Source organism: Chryseobacterium lineare (genome assembly GCF_977014045.1).
The window spans coordinates 1,289,509-1,307,965 of record NZ_CDRNIQ010000001.1 but is presented as its reverse complement, the minus strand read 5'-3'; the positions used below and the strand labels follow the sequence as shown (position 1 = coordinate 1,307,965).

At 41.0% G+C, this 18,457-nt stretch carries 11 protein-coding genes; 7 read left to right on the top strand and 4 right to left on the bottom strand.

The genetic code is table 11. The annotated features are described in order from the left end of the window. Positions 1-141 precede the first annotated feature (141 nt). The 3 genes from ACWNCI_RS05820 to ACWNCI_RS05810 form a co-directional block, all read right to left on the bottom strand. Entirely contained in the window at positions 142-1,062 is a 921-nt protein-coding gene (locus ACWNCI_RS05820; RefSeq protein ID WP_449387540.1) for a helix-turn-helix domain-containing protein, read from the bottom strand. Between the two features lie 55 nt (positions 1,063-1,117). Next, the gene (locus ACWNCI_RS05815) at positions 1,118-1,891 is read right to left on the bottom strand and encodes an SDR family NAD(P)-dependent oxidoreductase (protein ID WP_449387539.1); all 774 of its coding nucleotides are present in this window, start codon (positions 1,889-1,891) and stop codon (positions 1,118-1,120) included. Between the two features lie 133 nt (positions 1,892-2,024). Continuing rightward, positions 2,025-2,633, bottom strand: a complete 609-nt coding sequence (locus ACWNCI_RS05810; RefSeq protein ID WP_449387538.1) for a DNA alkylation repair protein — start codon at positions 2,631-2,633, stop codon at positions 2,025-2,027. 242 nt (positions 2,634-2,875) lie between these two features. Here ACWNCI_RS05810 and ACWNCI_RS05805 point away from each other — a divergent pair, with 242 nt between their 5' ends. The 7 genes from ACWNCI_RS05805 (at position 2,876) to ACWNCI_RS05775 (ending at position 15,262) form a co-directional block, all read left to right on the top strand. Continuing rightward, positions 2,876-5,221 (top strand): hypothetical protein, encoded by a 2,346-nt coding sequence (locus ACWNCI_RS05805; RefSeq protein ID WP_449387537.1) that lies wholly within the window; start codon positions 2,876-2,878, stop codon positions 5,219-5,221. A 115-nt stretch (positions 5,222-5,336) separates the two neighbouring features. After that, positions 5,337-5,795 carry a hypothetical protein gene (locus ACWNCI_RS05800; protein WP_449387536.1) on the top strand — a complete coding sequence of 153 codons (459 nt, stop codon included), beginning with the start codon at positions 5,337-5,339 and terminating at the stop codon, positions 5,793-5,795. Positions 5,796-5,888: 93 nt separating this feature from the next. Further along, positions 5,889-6,971, top strand: a complete 1,083-nt coding sequence (locus tag ACWNCI_RS05795) for an efflux RND transporter periplasmic adaptor subunit (protein WP_449387535.1) — start codon at positions 5,889-5,891, stop codon at positions 6,969-6,971. A gap of 15 nt (positions 6,972-6,986) precedes the next feature. Continuing rightward, positions 6,987-10,148 (top strand): efflux RND transporter permease subunit, encoded by a 3,162-nt coding sequence (locus tag ACWNCI_RS05790; protein ID WP_449387534.1) that lies wholly within the window; start codon positions 6,987-6,989, stop codon positions 10,146-10,148. Next, positions 10,141-11,616: a TolC family protein gene (locus ACWNCI_RS05785; RefSeq protein WP_449387533.1), complete on the top strand. Its 1,476-nt coding sequence runs from the start codon at positions 10,141-10,143 to the stop codon at positions 11,614-11,616. The genes ACWNCI_RS05790 and ACWNCI_RS05785 overlap by 8 nt, the downstream gene beginning before the upstream one ends. A gap of 1,520 nt (positions 11,617-13,136) precedes the next feature. Next, positions 13,137-14,345 carry a hypothetical protein gene (locus ACWNCI_RS05780; RefSeq protein ID WP_449387532.1) on the top strand — a complete coding sequence of 403 codons (1,209 nt, stop codon included), beginning with the start codon at positions 13,137-13,139 and terminating at the stop codon, positions 14,343-14,345. A gap of 182 nt (positions 14,346-14,527) precedes the next feature. Beyond that, on the top strand, positions 14,528-15,262 hold the full coding sequence (locus ACWNCI_RS05775) for a DNA-binding domain-containing protein (RefSeq protein WP_449387531.1): 735 nt from the start codon (positions 14,528-14,530) through the stop codon (positions 15,260-15,262). Positions 15,263-16,452: 1,190 nt separating this feature from the next. On the opposite strand, the gene ACWNCI_RS05770 is transcribed toward ACWNCI_RS05775, so the two are convergent. Then, positions 16,453-18,177 carry an FAD/NAD(P)-binding protein gene (locus ACWNCI_RS05770; protein ID WP_449387530.1) on the bottom strand — a complete coding sequence of 575 codons (1,725 nt, stop codon included), beginning with the start codon at positions 18,175-18,177 and terminating at the stop codon, positions 16,453-16,455. Positions 18,178-18,457 lie beyond the last annotated feature (280 nt).

Here is an 18,457-nt window from a genome sequence, read left to right as displayed (position 1 = left end):
CAATCTCATAACGCGAACGTTCATTGTTGATCATATTATTGGGAAATACTATGGTTACGGCAAAATTCCTTTTTATTATGTCGGATGCACAGTAAAGCAAGCAAATAATTCCTTATTGAAAAGAAACGGATAAAAACCATATCAATCATGGGATTTTCGGAATTCCAATGGGGAAAGCCCCATCCGTATCCTGAACATTTTGCTGAAAGACTGTGGATGTTCAAATCCCAATTCATAGGCTATTTCAGCCACTGTAAGGTCCGTGCCGGTCAGTCTTTCCTTCGCCTTTTCGATAAGCTTTTCACGAATATACTGCTGGGCGTTCTGTCCAATATGTGAGCGCAACATATCACTCAGATAACCGGGGGATATATTCAGCTGTTCCGAGAGATAATGTACTGTTGGAAGGCCCTGATGCAGTGATACCTGATTGTTGAGATAGTCATCCAGGATGCTTTCGGTTTTCTGGAGAATATCATTGTTAACCACTTTCCGGGTAATGAACTGACGCTTGTAAAACCTGTTGACATAGCTCAGCAGCAACTCAAGCTGGGCAATCACGACTTCCTGGCTGAACTCATCCACGCGGCTGTTAAGTTCCTGTTGCATAATTCTATAGACGGAAAGAATAATCTCCCTTTCAGCATCTGACAGATGCAGCGCCTCATTGGAAGCGTATGAAAAATAACCGTACTGTTTTATTTTCCGGGCTAAAGGATGACCCAACAGGAAGTCGGGATGGATCAGCAAAATATAACAATAGGTTTCGCTGTTATAATCAGTACTTCCCACCAACTGATTAGGTGCCAGAAAAAGCATACTGCCTTCATCGTAATCATAATAATTCCGGCCATACTTCAGCCTGCCTCTATTTCTTGTGATGAAGGTGATCTTATAGAAACTCAGAACATCATAGATTGGCGCCATTGCCGTATTAAAAGGATTTTCCTTGTTGAAATGTACAAGACTGATCAGCGGATGCTGCGGCGCCGGCAACCCGAAGGCCTGATGGCTTTCCGATATTGATATAAAGCGTATCAGTTTATCTTCTTTAGCTTTCATACTATAAATGTATAAAAAACCTATGACCAGCAATCATAGGTTTTGTATTAAAAATCTACCAGGGAAGAATATTGTCTTTACCACTGAAATTGGCAGGACCGGTAAAGCTTCCGGTAGGAAGATCCTCTGCCAAAGCAACACGAATCGGTTCTTTTGAACCCTCTTCCACGGAATCTGTTCCCTGAAAGTTATTAAGCGCTGTAGCCGTAAATCCGGGACTAACCATATGAACCTTAATGCCGGTATTCTCCAGATCAATAGCAAGGGATAAAAAGATCCCGTTGAGTGCAGTTTTTGAAGCGCCATACGCCGCATCAAAATTAGATCGGTAAGGATTTTCCGGATTGGCATTGATGGTAAGAGATCCCAAGGCACTGGAAACGGTCACAATCCTTGCACTGGGCGCTTTATGCAATAAAGGCAAGAAGGCTTGTGTTACAGCAAGTGTCCCGAACACATTTGTCTCCCACACTTTTTTTAGCTCACTAATGGGTACGATTGAGGCACGCTGCGAACCCAGCACTTCTTCCATTGTGCGCCCTGATGCGCCTGCATGAGAGATCGCAGCATTGTTGACTAATAATGTCAGATATCCGGATTCATTTTCAATAGTTTTTACTGCTGCATCAATGGAATCAGAATCTGTAATATTCAATTGAATAGCTTTAGCTGATCCGCCTAGCAATTCTACCGCTGCTTTACCTTTTTGAAAGTCACGGGACCCCACATACACGGTATGTCCGTTCTCCACAAGGGCTTTAGCGATCTGAAATCCCACACCTGTATTGGCACCTGATATCAGGGCTACTTTATTTTCATTGGTCTGCATAATATGTATTGATTTATATTGATAAAGCAAAGATGGTGCTTAAAGTGCTAGAATATGTAGTCAAATCGAGACTATGTGAAGCCCTATTGAGGGTATGATAATTTTTTAAACTTGCTTACATTTCAAAAGATATTCATTTTTGTTTCCCTTTTGCCAGCTTATAGGTGAACAATGTTTTTTTGTCCTGAAGATTCCAGGTTGATAGCTCTTCTGCAATTTCATTCGGATATTTTTTAGAAATATCGCGAAGCGCATTTCCAACCGATTTTCTCAGATATTCACTGTCTTCTGATCTGTATCTGCTGATACATTCTATGGCAACTTTCTGATGATCTTTGAAATAAGGTCTGCCCGTCCAGATGCGCAGACCTTCGATCACGGCTCGCTTTACATTGGGATTAGGATCTGAGAGCCATTTTTCTATCTTGGGCAGACTTTGTTCATACCCAATGCATTTGCAATAATTATCAAAAGCTTTGGCGAGCATCTCCTGCACACGCCAGTTCGGGTCATGTGCTACTTTCGTTTCCAGAATTTCTAATGAGTCTGGGCGAACGGCTGAAAGCTGTCCCAGTATATAAGTGCCGAGCATTCTTACCTGATAAGTACTGTCGTCCAAAAATTTAAGGGCCAGTTCAAAATGATTTTCATTTTTATCTCCTAAAATCTGGTCACCGGCTTCTATAATATGCTTAAAGCCATGTTCTATCTGTTTAATATGGTCTGTTATCAGTTTTATCATGGTAATTGATTTAATGCCAATTATAATTCAGAGCATTGCCTTCAATGTCCTGAATAAAAAATGACGATCATAAAGTTACAAAAAGTCCACATTACATTAGGTAAATCACAAACACTTCGAATGAGTATTCTTTAAAAATAACCCTTTTGTAGTATTTCCTGGCCTTCGGAATGGTATTAATTTTATAAAAAAATAACCAGACCAATATAATGTGTAATAGTGTTGGCAAAAAAATTAATATCATGGAAAAATTACTCAATCTTGTGGAAAGTATCTTTGATACAATAAAAGATAATGGACTTTTTATCTTTCTTGCGGTCTTGTTTCCGGTGTTGCTTTATAAAGTTGGAGCCGGACAGGAAATAGTCTTAGACCTGGCATATCAGCAGGATGACAGAAATAAAGTTTTTTTTGCCGTAGCATCTTTTCTTTTTCTTGGTCTCAGTATTTGGTGTATTCCTACGATTTCTATTTATATTTTTAAGTTTTTCACCAAAGTACCCTCTGAAAAAGTAGAAGCAATATTGGATAAACTGCTGGATCTTTACAATGCCAAACCGAAGGCTAATAATGCAAGGAAGATTTTGCAAATTCCGGTAAGATATCTGGCCATTATACCCTGGATTATATTTGTTTTTTCTTTAACGAATGTGTATTTCGGAAAAGGAATCATGATTATTACAGGTATTGTTATATTTATTATCATTAAAGTGCTTGATTCTTATTCTTCTCTTCTTACCACAACTCTTGATACAACATTTTTACAGTTTAAAAAATATTGGGAAATACTTGTACTAGCCGCAGTGTTATTGGTTGAACATATCATTTTGCAGTTTGGCAAAGGTGAGCAGTTCACTTATGTATTTACTTTTGCCAATATTCTGGGAGTTATTTTATCATACTTATTTTTTCTGGTGAAAGAAAATTCGGAAGACTATCCGGACGGAGACCGCCGTAAAATGAAAATGATTCACAGGAAAACCTTCTATACGCATATCTTTTTGCTGATTATTGCAGCAGGAACAATGATAATTTATTATATCAAGCAGGTCAACGGAACGATCAATCATATCTCGCCCATAACAATCGGTACAATGGTAATGAGTTTTTATATTCTTATCATAGAACTTTTTTTTACCTCACAACTACTTCTTGCGAACATTATGCTCAAAGGATTTGATACTAAAAGTTTTCGTTTCAGATTGTACAAAGTCATTATTGTAGTATTTGCTGCCGGATGGGTTCTTCTGTTGTTTAAAAGTACCAATACACATGCAATTAACAAAACACAGGTTATTAATGATAAAGAATATTATCAACGACAAACTATTGAAGATCATTTTGAAAATTGGTATCAGCGGCGCGCTCCAAAAAATGGTGATTCTTTGGAAGTATATTTAGTTTCCGGACAAGGCGGCGGATCAAGGGCCGGATACTGGTTTTTATCAAATATGTATGAACTGGACAACACATATAAAAATTTTTATGACAATTTATATTCAATCTCAACTGTTTCCGGATCGAGTTCGGGGGCGCAGATGTTTTTGGCATCTAAGAAATATTATAAGTTGCCTTCTCTTGGTAAAGCTAAAGATGTAGCGAAAAATATTTATTCAAGAAATTATTTAAGCAGCGCGCTCTATGGGCTTCTTATCGGTGACTTTATAGATTCAATGGAAGGTATTTTTGAAGGCGTTGAAAGAGACCGGAATTATTATTTTCAAAAGGAGGAGGAACGTGCTTTTGCTGAAGCACATCAGGAAGAAGATGGAATAAAAATAGGGAAAGAATCTTCAGATAAATTTTTCACCAGAGATTTCATGTATCATTATACTAAAAAGATGGATAGCGGTAAGTATAAAACGCCATTGTTTTTTCTGAATACTGCCATTATAGAAAACGGAAAGAAAGCTGTATTCAGTCCTGTTGAGCTGAATACGCCTATTTGCCATACAATCGGTAAATCAGCACATAAAGATCATGCATTATTTACTTTTTACGAAGATGCTTATGGAATATTCCGTCATTGTGAATGGTCTCTTAATAAAGAATTACCCATGTCAGCCTGCGTAAATGCCAGTCAGGCATTCCCTATAATTAATGCCTACAGCTTTCTTCATGGGGTAGGACGTCTTGCCGACGGGGGAGTTTTTGAGAATTCCGGAACCTCTACAACGATGGAGGTATATATTGCACTCAAAAAATATCTGGAGAAAAACCCTTCTTACAAGGTGAAATTTACAATCATAAATATTCTGAATGGAACTATAGACAATGAGTCAGCGGTTAATTATAGTGCGGCATCTATTCTTAATACTTTGACGGTGATGAGTAAAAATCCGTTTACGGGACATCAGCTTATGGCGGTTAAACAGCTTTATAAAAGTGTTGATCTGTTAAATACTAATCAGAGCGACAGAATTCTGACATTACAGCCAATCGGTGAATATACATTAAGCAGAATGCTCAGTAACAAAACTATTGATGAAATGAGAATAGATTTAGATAGTGTTAAACGTAAGAGTGAACTTTATAATATGCCTTCAAAGAATAATATGCAATATATTGTACTTCGTCATCATAAATAAATGTATTATACAATTAAATAAGCCTTTAAAAGCTCATGTCATATGTATTTTTAACGTTTTTTTAATCTCTTGTCTCTTGTGGCCAAATTGAAGTTTGCTTAGATTTGTACCTGCAATGAAAGGAAGGTTTTATCAATATGTATATAGCTTGCTGTTTGCCCTGCTGACTGTTCTGGGTTGGTATTACGGGCAGGTTCAGCAATATATGTCAGGAGATGAAAATTCCGGCATTGTATTCGTTTCCGATACGGGTCTTTCGCAAAATAAAAAATCGGATTCTTCCTTTCTATTGACAGAAAATCACAATACAGCTGATCATTACGGTATCAGCCATCCCCATTACAGTAAATTAAAGGCAAATCTTTCTGAAAACGACAATGAGAATGATGACAATATAGATTCATCAGAATCCTCGGAAATGCTCAGCATTTTGAGAGGTGGATTCTGGGATCTGATCTCAGGTTTTGTCACTACATTCCACGACAGGAAAATTGCCGTCACTCTTGCTCATTCCGGGCTTCTAAAAACTCTGCATGATGATCTGTACATCCAGTACAGGGTCATCAGACTGTGATTTTTATGATACTTTTTACGTAAAACTGTGGCTTTCCCAACGAAGGCCCGAACCTCTATTTTTCAAATTTAAATTATTATAAATACTATTATCATGGTCAAGAAAAGTCTCATGTATGTAAACCTGTGCCTTATTCTTTGGTGCGTAAGCTGTCAGTCTGAAAAGAAAGAAAAAACCGAGGCGGCAACATTTAACATTACAAGTCCCCTTGTAAAAGACACGTTGATCGACAAAGAATATGTTGCGCAGATCCGTTCCATCAATCATATAGAACTCCGGGCGCAGGAGAAAGGCTATATCCAGTCGATCTATGTAGATGAGGGGCAATTTGTACACAAAGGTCAGCTGTTATTTAAAATCATGCCTAACCTTTATGAATCTGATGTAAACCGTGCCAAGGCAGAAGCCAAATATGCCGAAATCGAATACCAGAACACGAAAAACCTTTCCGACAAAGATATTGTAGCTCCACAGGAAATGGCAATGGCTAAAGCAAGATATGAAAAAGCGAAAGCCGAACTGTCTTCTACCAACACTCATCTTCAGTTTACCGAAATCCGCGCTCCTTTTTCAGGGATTGTCGGGAAGCTGCATGTACGTAAAGGGAGCCTGGTAGACGACGGAGAATTAATCACGGAACTTTCCGACAACAGCAAAATGTGGGTTTATTTCAATGTTCCTGAAGCAGAATATCTCAATCAGATGGCCGATCATAAAAATGAGCCGCTTCACGTCCGCTTAAAAATGGCGAATGGTAAAGAATTTAGTCAGGACGGAATTGTAGAAACTATAGAATCTGATTTTGACAATGAAACCGGAAATATCGCTTACAGAGCTACTTTCCCGAATCCTCAGGGACTCTTACGGTACGGTGAAACCGGAAATATCCTCATCACTTCACCATATCCAAATGCTGTTATGATTCCTCAGAAAGCCACCTTTGAAGAGCTGGAGAAAAAATACGTGTATGTGATTACCAAAGATAATAAGGTAAAAGCAAGGGAAATTAAAATCGCTGCCGAATTACCGCACGTCTATGTTGTAGCTTCAGGACTCGGAAAAAATGAAAGAATCCTTCTGGACGGTCTCAGACTGGTACAGGAAAACCAGAAGATCACCTCAAAATACCAGAAACCTGAAAAAGTAATGTCGAACCTGGATCTGTATGCAGAATAACCCAAAAGCTGAATTATGTTTAAGAAAGTAATACACAGACCGGTTTTTGCCATTGTCATATCGGTGGTGATCTTATTTATCGGCGGGCTGGCGATTAAGCAGCTGCCTACAGAACAATTCCCCAAAATTGCCCCGACCACAGTCGCTGTTTCCATCGCTTATCCGGGAGCCAGTGCGGATGTATTGGTGAAATCTTCATTAATTACCATCGAAAATGCCATCAATGGTGTTCAGGGTATGCGATATATCACAACCGATGCTACCAGTGCCGGGGAAGCAACCGTCAATGTGGTTTTTGATCCCGGAACAGATCCCAATGCCGCAGTAGTATTGGTAAAAACCAGGGTCGATCAGGTAATGCCGCTTCTTCCGGAGCTCGTGCAGAAAGAAGGGGTAGTGGTAAATCCTATTCAGCCCAGTATGCTGATGTACGTGAACCTGTACAGTACCAGTAAAGACATGGATGAAAAATTCCTGTATAACTATGCCACCGTCAATATCATCCCGGAAATCAACCGTATTCACGGGATTGCCAAATCCCAGATTCTGGGAAGCAGAAGATATGCCATGAGGATATGGCTGAATCCTGACAGGATGCGTGCCTACGATCTTTCCGTAGATGAGGTAATGAAAGCCATCGGTGAACAGAGTATCATCGGGCGTCCCGGAAGGATCGGGCAGAGTTCCGGGATTGCCGCACAGTCGCTGGAATATGTGTTGACATACAAAGGCCAGTACAATACCCCCGAGGAATATGAAAACATCATCGTCCGGTCCAATTCCGAAGGAGAAAATATTAAGCTGAAAGATGTTGCGAAAGTGGAGCTGGGAAGTGAATTCTTTGATATTTATTCCAACTTGGACGGGCATCCGTCTGCTTCCATCGTTTTAAAACAGAATTATGGAAGTAACGCCAATGACGTGATTAAAGATGTAAAGGCAAAGCTGGAAGAAATGAAAACCAACTTCCCTCCGGGAGTAGATTATAAGATCAGTTATGACGTTTCTCAGTTCCTGGATGCCTCGGTAGAGCAGGTGATGCATACCCTGCGGGACGCCTTCATTCTTGTAGCGATTGTAGTATTTATTTTCCTGGGAGACTGGCGCTCGACATTAATTCCGATTATTGCCGTACCGGTATCCCTGATCGGAACTTTCTTTGTGATCCAGCTGTTCGGATTGTCGATCAACCTGGTAACACTTTTTGCATTGGTACTGGCGATCGGTATTGTGGTAGATAATGCGATTGTGGTCATCGAAGCAGTGCACGCAAAGATGGAAGAAAGCGATATTTCACCATACAAAGCCGTAAAAGAAGTAATGGGCGAAATTGCCGGGGCTATTATTGCCATTACAGCGGTAATGGTAGCCGTATTCATTCCTATATCGTTTATGACAGGACCTGTCGGAACATTCTATCGTCAATTCTCCATCACCATGGCAAGCTCCATCGTGATCTCTGCGGTAGTGGCACTTACGCTTACACCGGTATTGGCAGCAATGTTATTAAAAAACAATCATGGAAAGCCGAAAAAATCAAACCTGTTTACCAAGTCTCTGGATTCCTTCAACAAAGGTTTTGATAAGATCACAGGAAAGTATGCTTCATTCTTAAGAAAGATCGTAAGCCGTAAAGTAGTGACTTGGGGAATTCTTATCGCTTTCTGTGCAGGGATTTTTGTCATTAATAAAACACTTCCGGGAGGTTTTATTCCTAATGAAGATCAGGGAACCATTTATGCCATTGTCCAGACCCCTCCGGGATCTACGCTGGAACAAACTAATAAAGTTTCAAGAGCATTGCAGAAAATCTGTCAGGGGGTAGACGGTGTTGAATCTGTTTCTTCACTGGCGGGGTATGAAATCATGACTGAAGGACGTGGTTCCAATGCCGGAACCTGTCTCATCAACCTGAAAAGCTGGGGCGACCGTGAGCATAATGTAAAAGAAATCATGGAAGAGCTGGAAGAGAAATCTAAAAACCTTGGGGCAACCATCGAGTTTTTTGAACCGCCTGCTGTTCCGGGATTCGGATCTTCAGGTGGATTCTCCGTACGATTGCTCGATCTGAACAGAACCACCAATTACCAGGATTTCGATAAAGTAAATAAAGCCTTTATCGCGCAGCTCAAAAAACGCAAGGAGCTGACGGGAGTTTTCACTTTCTTCGCCGCCAATTATCCTCAGTATGAATTGGTTTTTGATAACAATGCCGCCATGCAGAAAGGCGTTTCCATCGGTAAAGCCATGGATAATCTCAACATATTGATCGGAAGTACCTACGAACAGGGATTCATCCGCTTCGGACAGTTCTTTAAGGTTTATGTTCAGTCCTCTCCGGAATTCAGAAGGCTTCCTTCGGATATTATGAATCTGTATGTGAAGAACGATCATGGTGAAATGGTTCCGTATTCCGCATTTATGACCTTAAAAAAAACACAGGGGCCAAACGAGATTACGCGGTACAACATGTACAATTCAGCGGCGATTCGTGGGCTTCCGGCCGAAGGATATACAACCGCCGATGCTATTCAGGCGATTAATGAAACCGCTGCGAAGAGTCTTCCTCACGGTTATAAAGTGGCCTGGGAAGGATTATCCTATGATGAAGCACAGCGTGGTAATGAAGCCATCTATGTATTCCTTGTGGTACTGATATTTGTGTATCTGGTGCTGGCGGCTCAGTATGAAAGCTTTATCATTCCTTTTGCCGTGCTGCTTTCCCTTCCTGTAGGAGTATTCGGGTCTTTCCTGTTATTGAAAGCAATGGGACTGGAAAATGATATCTATGCACAGGTAGGACTCATCATGATTATCGGATTATTAGGTAAGAATGCTGTGCTTATCGTAGAATTTGCGGTTAAAAAGCGGCAAGCCGGAGATTCTATCCTCGATGCGGCCATTGAAGGTTCAAAAGCACGTTTCAGACCGATCCTGATGACTTCATTTGCCTTTATTGCAGGGCTTATCCCTCTGGTTTTTGCCAGCGGGGCAGGAGCAATAGGGAACCATACCATCGGTGCTTCGGCATTGGGAGGAATGCTGATCGGAACCCTGTTCGGGGTGATTGTCATCCCGGGACTCTATTACATTTTTGCCAAATTATCAGACGGCAGAAAGATGATTAAAGACGAAGACGAATCACCACTAAGCGAAGACATGATCCATTATGAATAAGAACAGAAATAAACTTTATCAATATGCAGGATTGTCTTTGCTGTTATTAAGCCTTGCAGCCTGCAAACCCATAGAAATACAGCAGCGTGCGGAAAACAGATCCGTACCTGAAAAATATACCGCTGAAAATAACGACACCGAAAACTCGGGAAAGCTGAAATGGAATGAATACTTCAGCGATCCCAACCTTCAGGCACTCATTAATGAAGCATTGAAAAACAATCAGGAGCTGAATATCATGTTTCAGGAGATTGAAATTTCAAAGAACGAAATCAGAGCAAAAAAAGGGGAGTACCTTCCTTCCGTAGGCCTTAAAGCCGGTGCGGGTGTAGATAAGGTAAGCCGTTACACCAATATCGGAGCGATGGAAGCCAATACCGAGATCGAACCGGGAAGGGAAATGCCGGATCCGCTGTTTGATTTTGGCGTAGGCGTGCAGGCCAAATGGGAAACCGATATCTGGGGAAAACTTCACAATGCCACGAGAGCTCAGGTACAGAGATACCTGGCAAGTATTGAAGGAAGAAACTTCATGATGACCAACCTGATCTCAGAGATTGCCGATTCTTATTATGAGCTGCTTGCGATGGATAATGAGCTGGTTATCTTAAACCAGAATATCAAAATTCAGAACGATGCCTTAAGCATTATCAAAGAATTAAAAAAGAATGCCCGCTCCAATGAGCTGGCCGTGAAAAGGTTTGAGGCTCAGGTACTGAAAACCCAGGGAATGCAGTATGATATTCAGCAGAAAATCGTGGAGACTGAAAACAGGATCAATTACCTGGTAGGAAGATTTCCCCAGCCTGTTGAGCGTAGCCACGACAATTTTGATGAGGTCGTTCCTCAGGCAGTCTATGCCGGGATACCTTCGGAGCTTCTGGAAAACCGTCCGGATATCAAGCAGGCAGAATATGAGCTGGCTGCCACAAAGCTGGATATCAAATCTGCCAAGGCAAGATTTTATCCTTCGCTGGATATTGGTGCAGGAGTAGGCTTACAGGCTTTTAATCCTGCTTATCTTATCAAGCCGGAGTCATTCCTGTTTTCGCTGGCGGGAGAACTTACCGCTCCGCTCATCAACAGAAGTGCCATTAAAGCAGCCTATTACAATGCCAATGCCAAACAGGTACAGGCAGTATATCATTACGAGCAGACAGTTCTGGGTGCTTATATTGAGGTGGCCAACCAGCTGTCTAAGATCAAAAACCTGAACAGCAGTTATGACATCAAGGCAAAAGAAGTGGATGCCTTAACGAAGTCCATAGATATCTCCAACGACCTCTTCAAATATGCAAGAGCCGATTATATGGAGGTACTGCTTACCCAGCGCGATGCGTTGGAGTCTAAGTTTGAGCTTGTTGAAAAGAGAGTCGGCCAGCTGAAAGCCAGCGTCGCAATCTACAGAGCACTTGGTGGAGGATGGGATCAGAATGCGCTGACTCCTCCAAGTATTATCAAGAAATAAATGCTTTACTAAATTTTTTATGATGGGGGCTTACCGCAAGGTAAGCTCCTTTTGTATGTAATCTTCAGTAATAGTAAATCACAGACGCTCTCTAAACTCTTTATTGATGCGCTTTCCTGAGGGACGGTAGAACATCACAAAAAAAGTAGTCTAGGTTAGACTACTTTTTACAGCTACAAATGTAAACAAATTCTTTTTACCTCCAAACACTAAGATATTGTTTTCTAATTTCTTGCTTTTTTGTATCATAAATCTGTTCATTACAAATTTTTGGAGCAAAACAACCGGAATTTCGCACCGTTTTTCATCTGTTTTTTACGACGTTTTATATTGGTCAGTTTGTTATGTAAAAAAGTAGTCTAACCTAGACTACTTTTTTACACAAAATAATGAAACTACAAATGATCCCCTCTAAAACCCTCTCCCTCAAACGCTTTCGCGTGGTGTTGCTGTGCTTTTTTGTGGTCATAGTTTCATCATTGTTGAGCGCTCAAACTTTTGTATCCTCCGATTCTGTAGTCTTTGTATCCAAAGACTCCTATTTATATGCAGAATCTCCAATATATATTTCCGGTCAGAACTTAAGAAACGATTCTTTTAAAAAGTGGTCCAGGGTTTTGATCAAAACCTCTTGTTCCAAAGTTTCCCATAAGAAGTCCATAAATAGTCCAGCGGAGAATACTTGCTATAAAAATGGTCCAACAGGCAAACATAGTCTTGGACTCCTTTTCAATTCTTCACTTACAGCTATTATCGTAAATCCTTCTCCGATAAAGCTTCAGCATAAAATAATACCATCATCTTTTCTTCTATTTATAAGCGCAAGAAGGGATCAAGAAAGACATGATTATGTCACTTTCTATCCTTTTCAAATTATACGCATTACCATCAATCATTTCGGTCGTCCTCCGCCCAATTTTAAACACGGATAACACGAATGTTTTATCACAAATGACACAAATTGTTGAACGCCAATAAAACAAATGCTTTAGCAAAGGAGATTATCCACTCTATTTGTCATCCCGTAGGGATCTCAACAAAAAATTCCACATAACATTTGTGAAATTAGTGTTCAACCATTCGTGCCATTAGTGCCATTCGTGTTCGTCAATTCGAGTGTTTTTTCGTAACAAGGTGAAGAAAAAATGTATCGAGAATGAACTTATCTTCAAACTCACAAACTTCTCGATACGATTTCTTCAAAATCTACTCGAAGTGACGAGCCTGTCGAAGCTATTATTGAGTCGGAGGGTTTGAGAGTGGGAGGGTTTTAGGTTTGGAGAATATGGGAGGATTTAAGAGGGGAAATAGTGGCTTCGAGTCACCTCAGCCACCAGGACTCTCCTACACTCAAACTCTAAAACCCTCCAACTCTAAAAACTCTGCGAGCTCTTATAAGTGAAACGCCTTTGTGAAACTAAAAACACATCATATATAAAAAAATCTTAGCACACTTAGTGTTCAAATAAACGCTTACTAAGTCATCAAAAAATACAAACAACAAACATAAATACAAAACAATGAAACATTTAATTACACCAGCTGTTCTGCTTTTCAGTATGACAGCATTCGCTCAGGTGGGGATTAACAATACTTCTCCTAAAGCAACTCTCGACATTACCTCCAAAACCAACGGAACCAAACCAGAAGGACTGATCATCCCACAATTAACCGGAGATCAGATCCGTATAGCCACCACAGCAACACCCACACCGGTGTACGGAACGGCACAAAAGGGTCTCATCGTCTATGCATCCACCGCTGATTCAGCTCCGGCAGGGGCAACGGCCAGTATTACCGCTCCGGGATATTATTATTTTGACGGCAGTGTTTGGCAGAAAATGACAGGGACTTCTGCAACAGATGCTACTACCACGGCTAAGGGGATTGTTCAGTTGGCCGGAGACTTGGCAGGAACCGCCACATCACCTACGGTTGCTAAAATCCAGAATAATGCGGTTTCGGCAACGGCCCCAAGCAGCGGGCAGGTGCTAGGTTGGAACGGAACAGCCTGGGTTCCCACTGCTGTTGACAATACTAACGATGCGTGGACTAATGATACAACTAATGCAATGGTAAAGTTAGGAACAAATTCAGATGGGACAACAATAAGAACCACAGGAGCAGATTTCGTAGTAAAAGATAACGGACAAGTCGGAATAGGCACAAGCGCTCCGTCTGCTAAGTTAGAAGTAAACTCAGGTACAAGTAATACATCCGGGCTAAAATTTACAAATTTAAATAGTACTTCTACTTCTACCACTAATGCGTCAACTTTAGGAGTAGATGTCAGTGGAAATGTAGTAGTACAAAGTGCCGCCCCGGTACAAACCAAGTTTAAGTCTTTCTCTATTGATAGTAATGTAGCTACCAATTCATTATTTTCTATGGGAAGTCTGGAGTTTAGATTTACAGGAACCTGTATCGATGGTAATAGATACCTACAGGTAAGATCTGCCTCTGGAGCAAATAATGCAGGTATTTTTCATGGAGCTTTTACAGATAATCAATCAGGATCAGGTTTTGTAAATGTTATGCCTGTCACGCTTTCAACAACCTTTTCGGATCTTACATCGTACCCGCTCAACTGTGTTTACGACGGACATGCTCAATTCTCTTTTTTCTCCTATACTGATCGTACATATTACAGGGTTAACGTTCACATTGCTGATGGAGATGGTTTAGGATTTGGCGCACTAGGATATATATACGTAGAATATCAGAAGTAACGATACGTAATTCCTCCGCTGTTGTGTTCGTGTCAATTTTAGATAGGATGTGGTCACGAATGGAATACGACAGCAGTCCAAAATCTAGTTTTATACCTTTTACACTAAACCTCACAGGTTTTCAAAACCTGTGAGGTTTTAATAACCAAAATTCAATATATCAATACTTAAAATAAACAACAATGGCAACAATTCTTCACAGAATCAAAGCGTATCTCTACGATAATGTTTTAACCAAAGATAATCCCAATGATTTCACCGCCAGAACGACAAGCGAACGAAGTCTCAATGTACAACAGATCTGTCAGTCAGCCGTGAGCCGTGGCGGGGCAGATATCTCCGCTTCGGCGATGGAACATGCCACAGAGCTTTTCCTGAAAGAAATGACGTATCAATTGTGCGATGGGTATTCCATTAATACGGGTTACTTTACAGCCAATACCACCATCCGCGGGGTCTTCGATAGTCCTTCGGAGACTTTTAATAAAGATAAGCACAGCATTATTTTCCAGTTCAACCAGGGAGAAAAGCTAAGGGCAGAGATTCCTAATATTGAGGTCGAAATCCTGGGTGTGGCGGAGGCTTCTACAATAATCTTGCAGGTAACAGATGTGAAGAGCGGTTCAATCAATGATCTTCTTACTCCGGGCAGAAACCTTAAAATTGCAGGGAGCAAGATCAAAGTAGCGGGCAACGATCCTTTTATCGGGGTATTCTTTGTGAATGTAAGCACTAATCTAAGAACGATGGTAGAAGAAAGTGATATGGTAACCAATAATCTTTCGGAGGTTATGGTGGTGATTCCGAACTTGTCAGCAGGAACCTATCGCTTAGAGATCTTGACGCAATTTACCCAAGGTGCCCTGCTCAAGGAACCGAGAACCGCTACATTCGATAAATTGCTTACGGTAGTATGATGAAGAAAATCAGTCATATTTGTCAACACCTCGTTGACCGCCCGATCAAGGGGGTGTAGATGGTAGCATCAACGAGGTGTTGACCGTACTGTCAAGGGTGTGTTGACGGTACGATGTAAGCGGTGTTGACAATACGTGAATATTTTAGTAGAGAGGCTGTCCGGAAGGGCAGTCTTTTTTGTGGGAGGGTTTTGGAGTTTGAGAGTGGGAAATCTTGGTGACTTCGGCTCCGCTCAGCCACCGAGACTTTATTAAGAGTTGCTATGATTTGCTGAGCATTATAGTTTATGCTGAGCCTGTCGAAGTACCTTTGCGAACGGAAAATGTGCGCAATTAATTTAAAAGAAAATCCTTGCATCCTTGCGTTAATATCTACAGCTTCTTATTATTAGAGATTCTTCACGCCGCTTCACTGTGTTCAGAATGACAGGGACGTTGTAACAATACTCAATTGTTTTTTGAACACGAAGCCCACTAAGATTTTTGAAAGCATTACGTATATTTAGTTTCACAAAGGCGTTCCACTTAAAAGAGAACACAAAGCCCCTATTGTAAAGGCTGGCTGCAATTGATAATAAACACAACTTCTAAATTCCACTCCCATGGAGGGGTGGCGAAAATTCAAAGAATTTTTGACGGGGTGGTTCAAGAATCTAAGCGCGAATCTTTCCATGCTAACTTTTAAAAGCTATGCCGAGATTCCTACCGGAATGACAAGGTGTGTGTTTTAGAGTCGGAGGGTTTTAGAGTATATGAATATGGAATTTTCTATGGAACGACTAAAAGTAGTCGGCTGGCGGACCCTGAGGCTCCCTAAGGTTCGCGTACACTGGAGGGAAAGGTGGCTTCGAGTTGCCTCAGCCACCATAGGAATTGAAGACTTTTGTATTCTCTGAGCGCTTTATAAGTGAAATCGAAGATTCGACGTAGTCAAACGCCTTTGCGAAACTTATGCGTCCCCGTAAAAAGAAACCTTCGTGTTCTCCGTGTTCAAGTAACTGCGCGCATCACTTCGCTACTATCATTTGCTGAGTGTTATAGTTTATGCTGAGCCTGTCGAAGTACCTTTGCGAAAGGAAATATACGCGATCCTTTAAAATAAAACCTTGCGAAATCGTTGCGCTAATAGAGATTCTTCACTCCGCTTCGCAGTGTTCAGAATGACAAAACAACCACCAATAAGAATACAGTTAAAATACTGTTTGATCAGCGGTGATAATTGATTTCAGAGAGCGGGCGACTCTTTTTCCGGCGGTATCACAGAAATCAAGACCGGAATAATCGGGATTGAGTCCTGCAATAAAAGGAACTGCCATGATGAAAAGATAAGGACTTGCTTTTCCGTAATAATCGAGTGCCTGAAAATGGTCGTTGATATTAAGACCGTCAACACGCAGGTAAAAATGATCGGGTTCTACTTTGAGAATATTTCCGTTATTATGCTGAAACTGCTCTTTCCCGGCATCGGTATCTTTGAATTTAAGATATCCCGAACTGATGATTCCATCTTCACGCAAGGTGCTGAAAGGAATATCATTGAACTGTACCGGCTGCTGCCCGATAGCATCTATATACATTTTGTAATGATCAGATTTTTTATCCCCTGTATGATCGGTGTAATGATAGACAATACCTTCTCCCGAGTGGGGTTCTACGTAGCTTTCGTCGTCCACGCTTACCAGTCTGATCAGTCCTGCATTGTAAAGGGCGATGATTTCTTTATACGATGACTGGGGTAATGAAGCAATGATCACGGAAATGAGGGGAAGCAGTGTCTTTCTCATGCGGATCATATCTTCTGCCGCGAAATGTTTGGCAGGATAATTAATGGCATAGCTGAATGCTGCCAGTGTTTCCTTCCAGGCAATAGTCTGGTGTCGTTCTATTGATTTCTGTGCCTCATCGTATTCTGCTTTAAAAAGCTCAAAACTATCCAGTTCTTCGCGTATGCTGAGCATTTTCTCTACAAAATCCTCGATACTGAGGTCTTTGATCTCGTTGTAGAATTTTTCATTTTTCTTTCTTAGCGGCTGCTTGAAATTCCGTTCAAATACATAATCCAGATCTACAAACCCGCCGTGGCTGGCTTTATATTCAAAAATTTCGTCCTGCGACATAATCCAGCCTTCAGAAAATGCGCTTCCTTCCGAGTGGAAGCGTAATGCGGGTAGATAACCTCTTTTAGAGAAAAGCGTAAGGGAAAAATCAGGGCTTCCTTCATTCAGGGTATAAATAATTTCATCCTTTTCTTCACTGAATTTACCATTGAGACGTGCCAGTGTTTTTATCGCATCGACAGCGGTAAGGGAAGTCCCGCGTATGGCTACGGGATGGTTTGTGATTTCTGAGAATTTTGATGGGGGATAAGGGGAATCATACCATCCCGGAACTTTTTCTTCATGTATTTTGGGCCAGTGATGACCGGTGCAAATGATGGTCGCAGAGCATTCGTAAACATTATCGTCTTCGGTAACAATTTCAAAAGAATCTTCTTTTTTGCGGATATCAGTAACGGTTGTTTCGGTGCATACTTTTACCTGTGCACCCATTTTCCTGATGTTTTTCAGGAGAATTTTAAACTGCTCCTCAAGATAATCGCCAAGAACAAGCCTGGGGATTACTTTATATTCATTAATATCCTGGTCATTGCCAAAACCTTTGTAGTCCTTATGTGGTTTACGTTCAATGAATGAAGTGAAGCTTTCCGGCAGTTCGGGAAGTTCATTCGCCGAAACATTGGCCACATGCTCGTGAGCAGCACCCTCCCGGCTGTAGGGCATTCCTGCACCAAGTCTTGTGCTCTTTTCGAAAATATATATCGTTTGAGGGCATACGTTTTCGGAGATCAGATGCTTCACAACGAATAGTGCTGCCGGGCCGCCCCCGACAATTCCGATACTGTCGATTTTTTTCATATCTATATTTCTATTTTTGCAGTGATACAATGTATAAACAAGAATATCAATAGCTAACGACTATTGAATCTGTGATGTATTGCAGTCGTTGTGTCTCATTCAAAGCGTATGCCAGTAGCAGCCTGTTGTAGAGCGTGTGGTATGATAAGTTATTATTAAAATTAAACTTTGATACTAAATTTGAGCTATCACTCAGCTTTTTTTCAGCTCTTTTAACGCGAAGTTTTATATTTCTCTGTATATAGTTGAAGAGGCAAAGAAGACCAGCAAGCTGATCTGA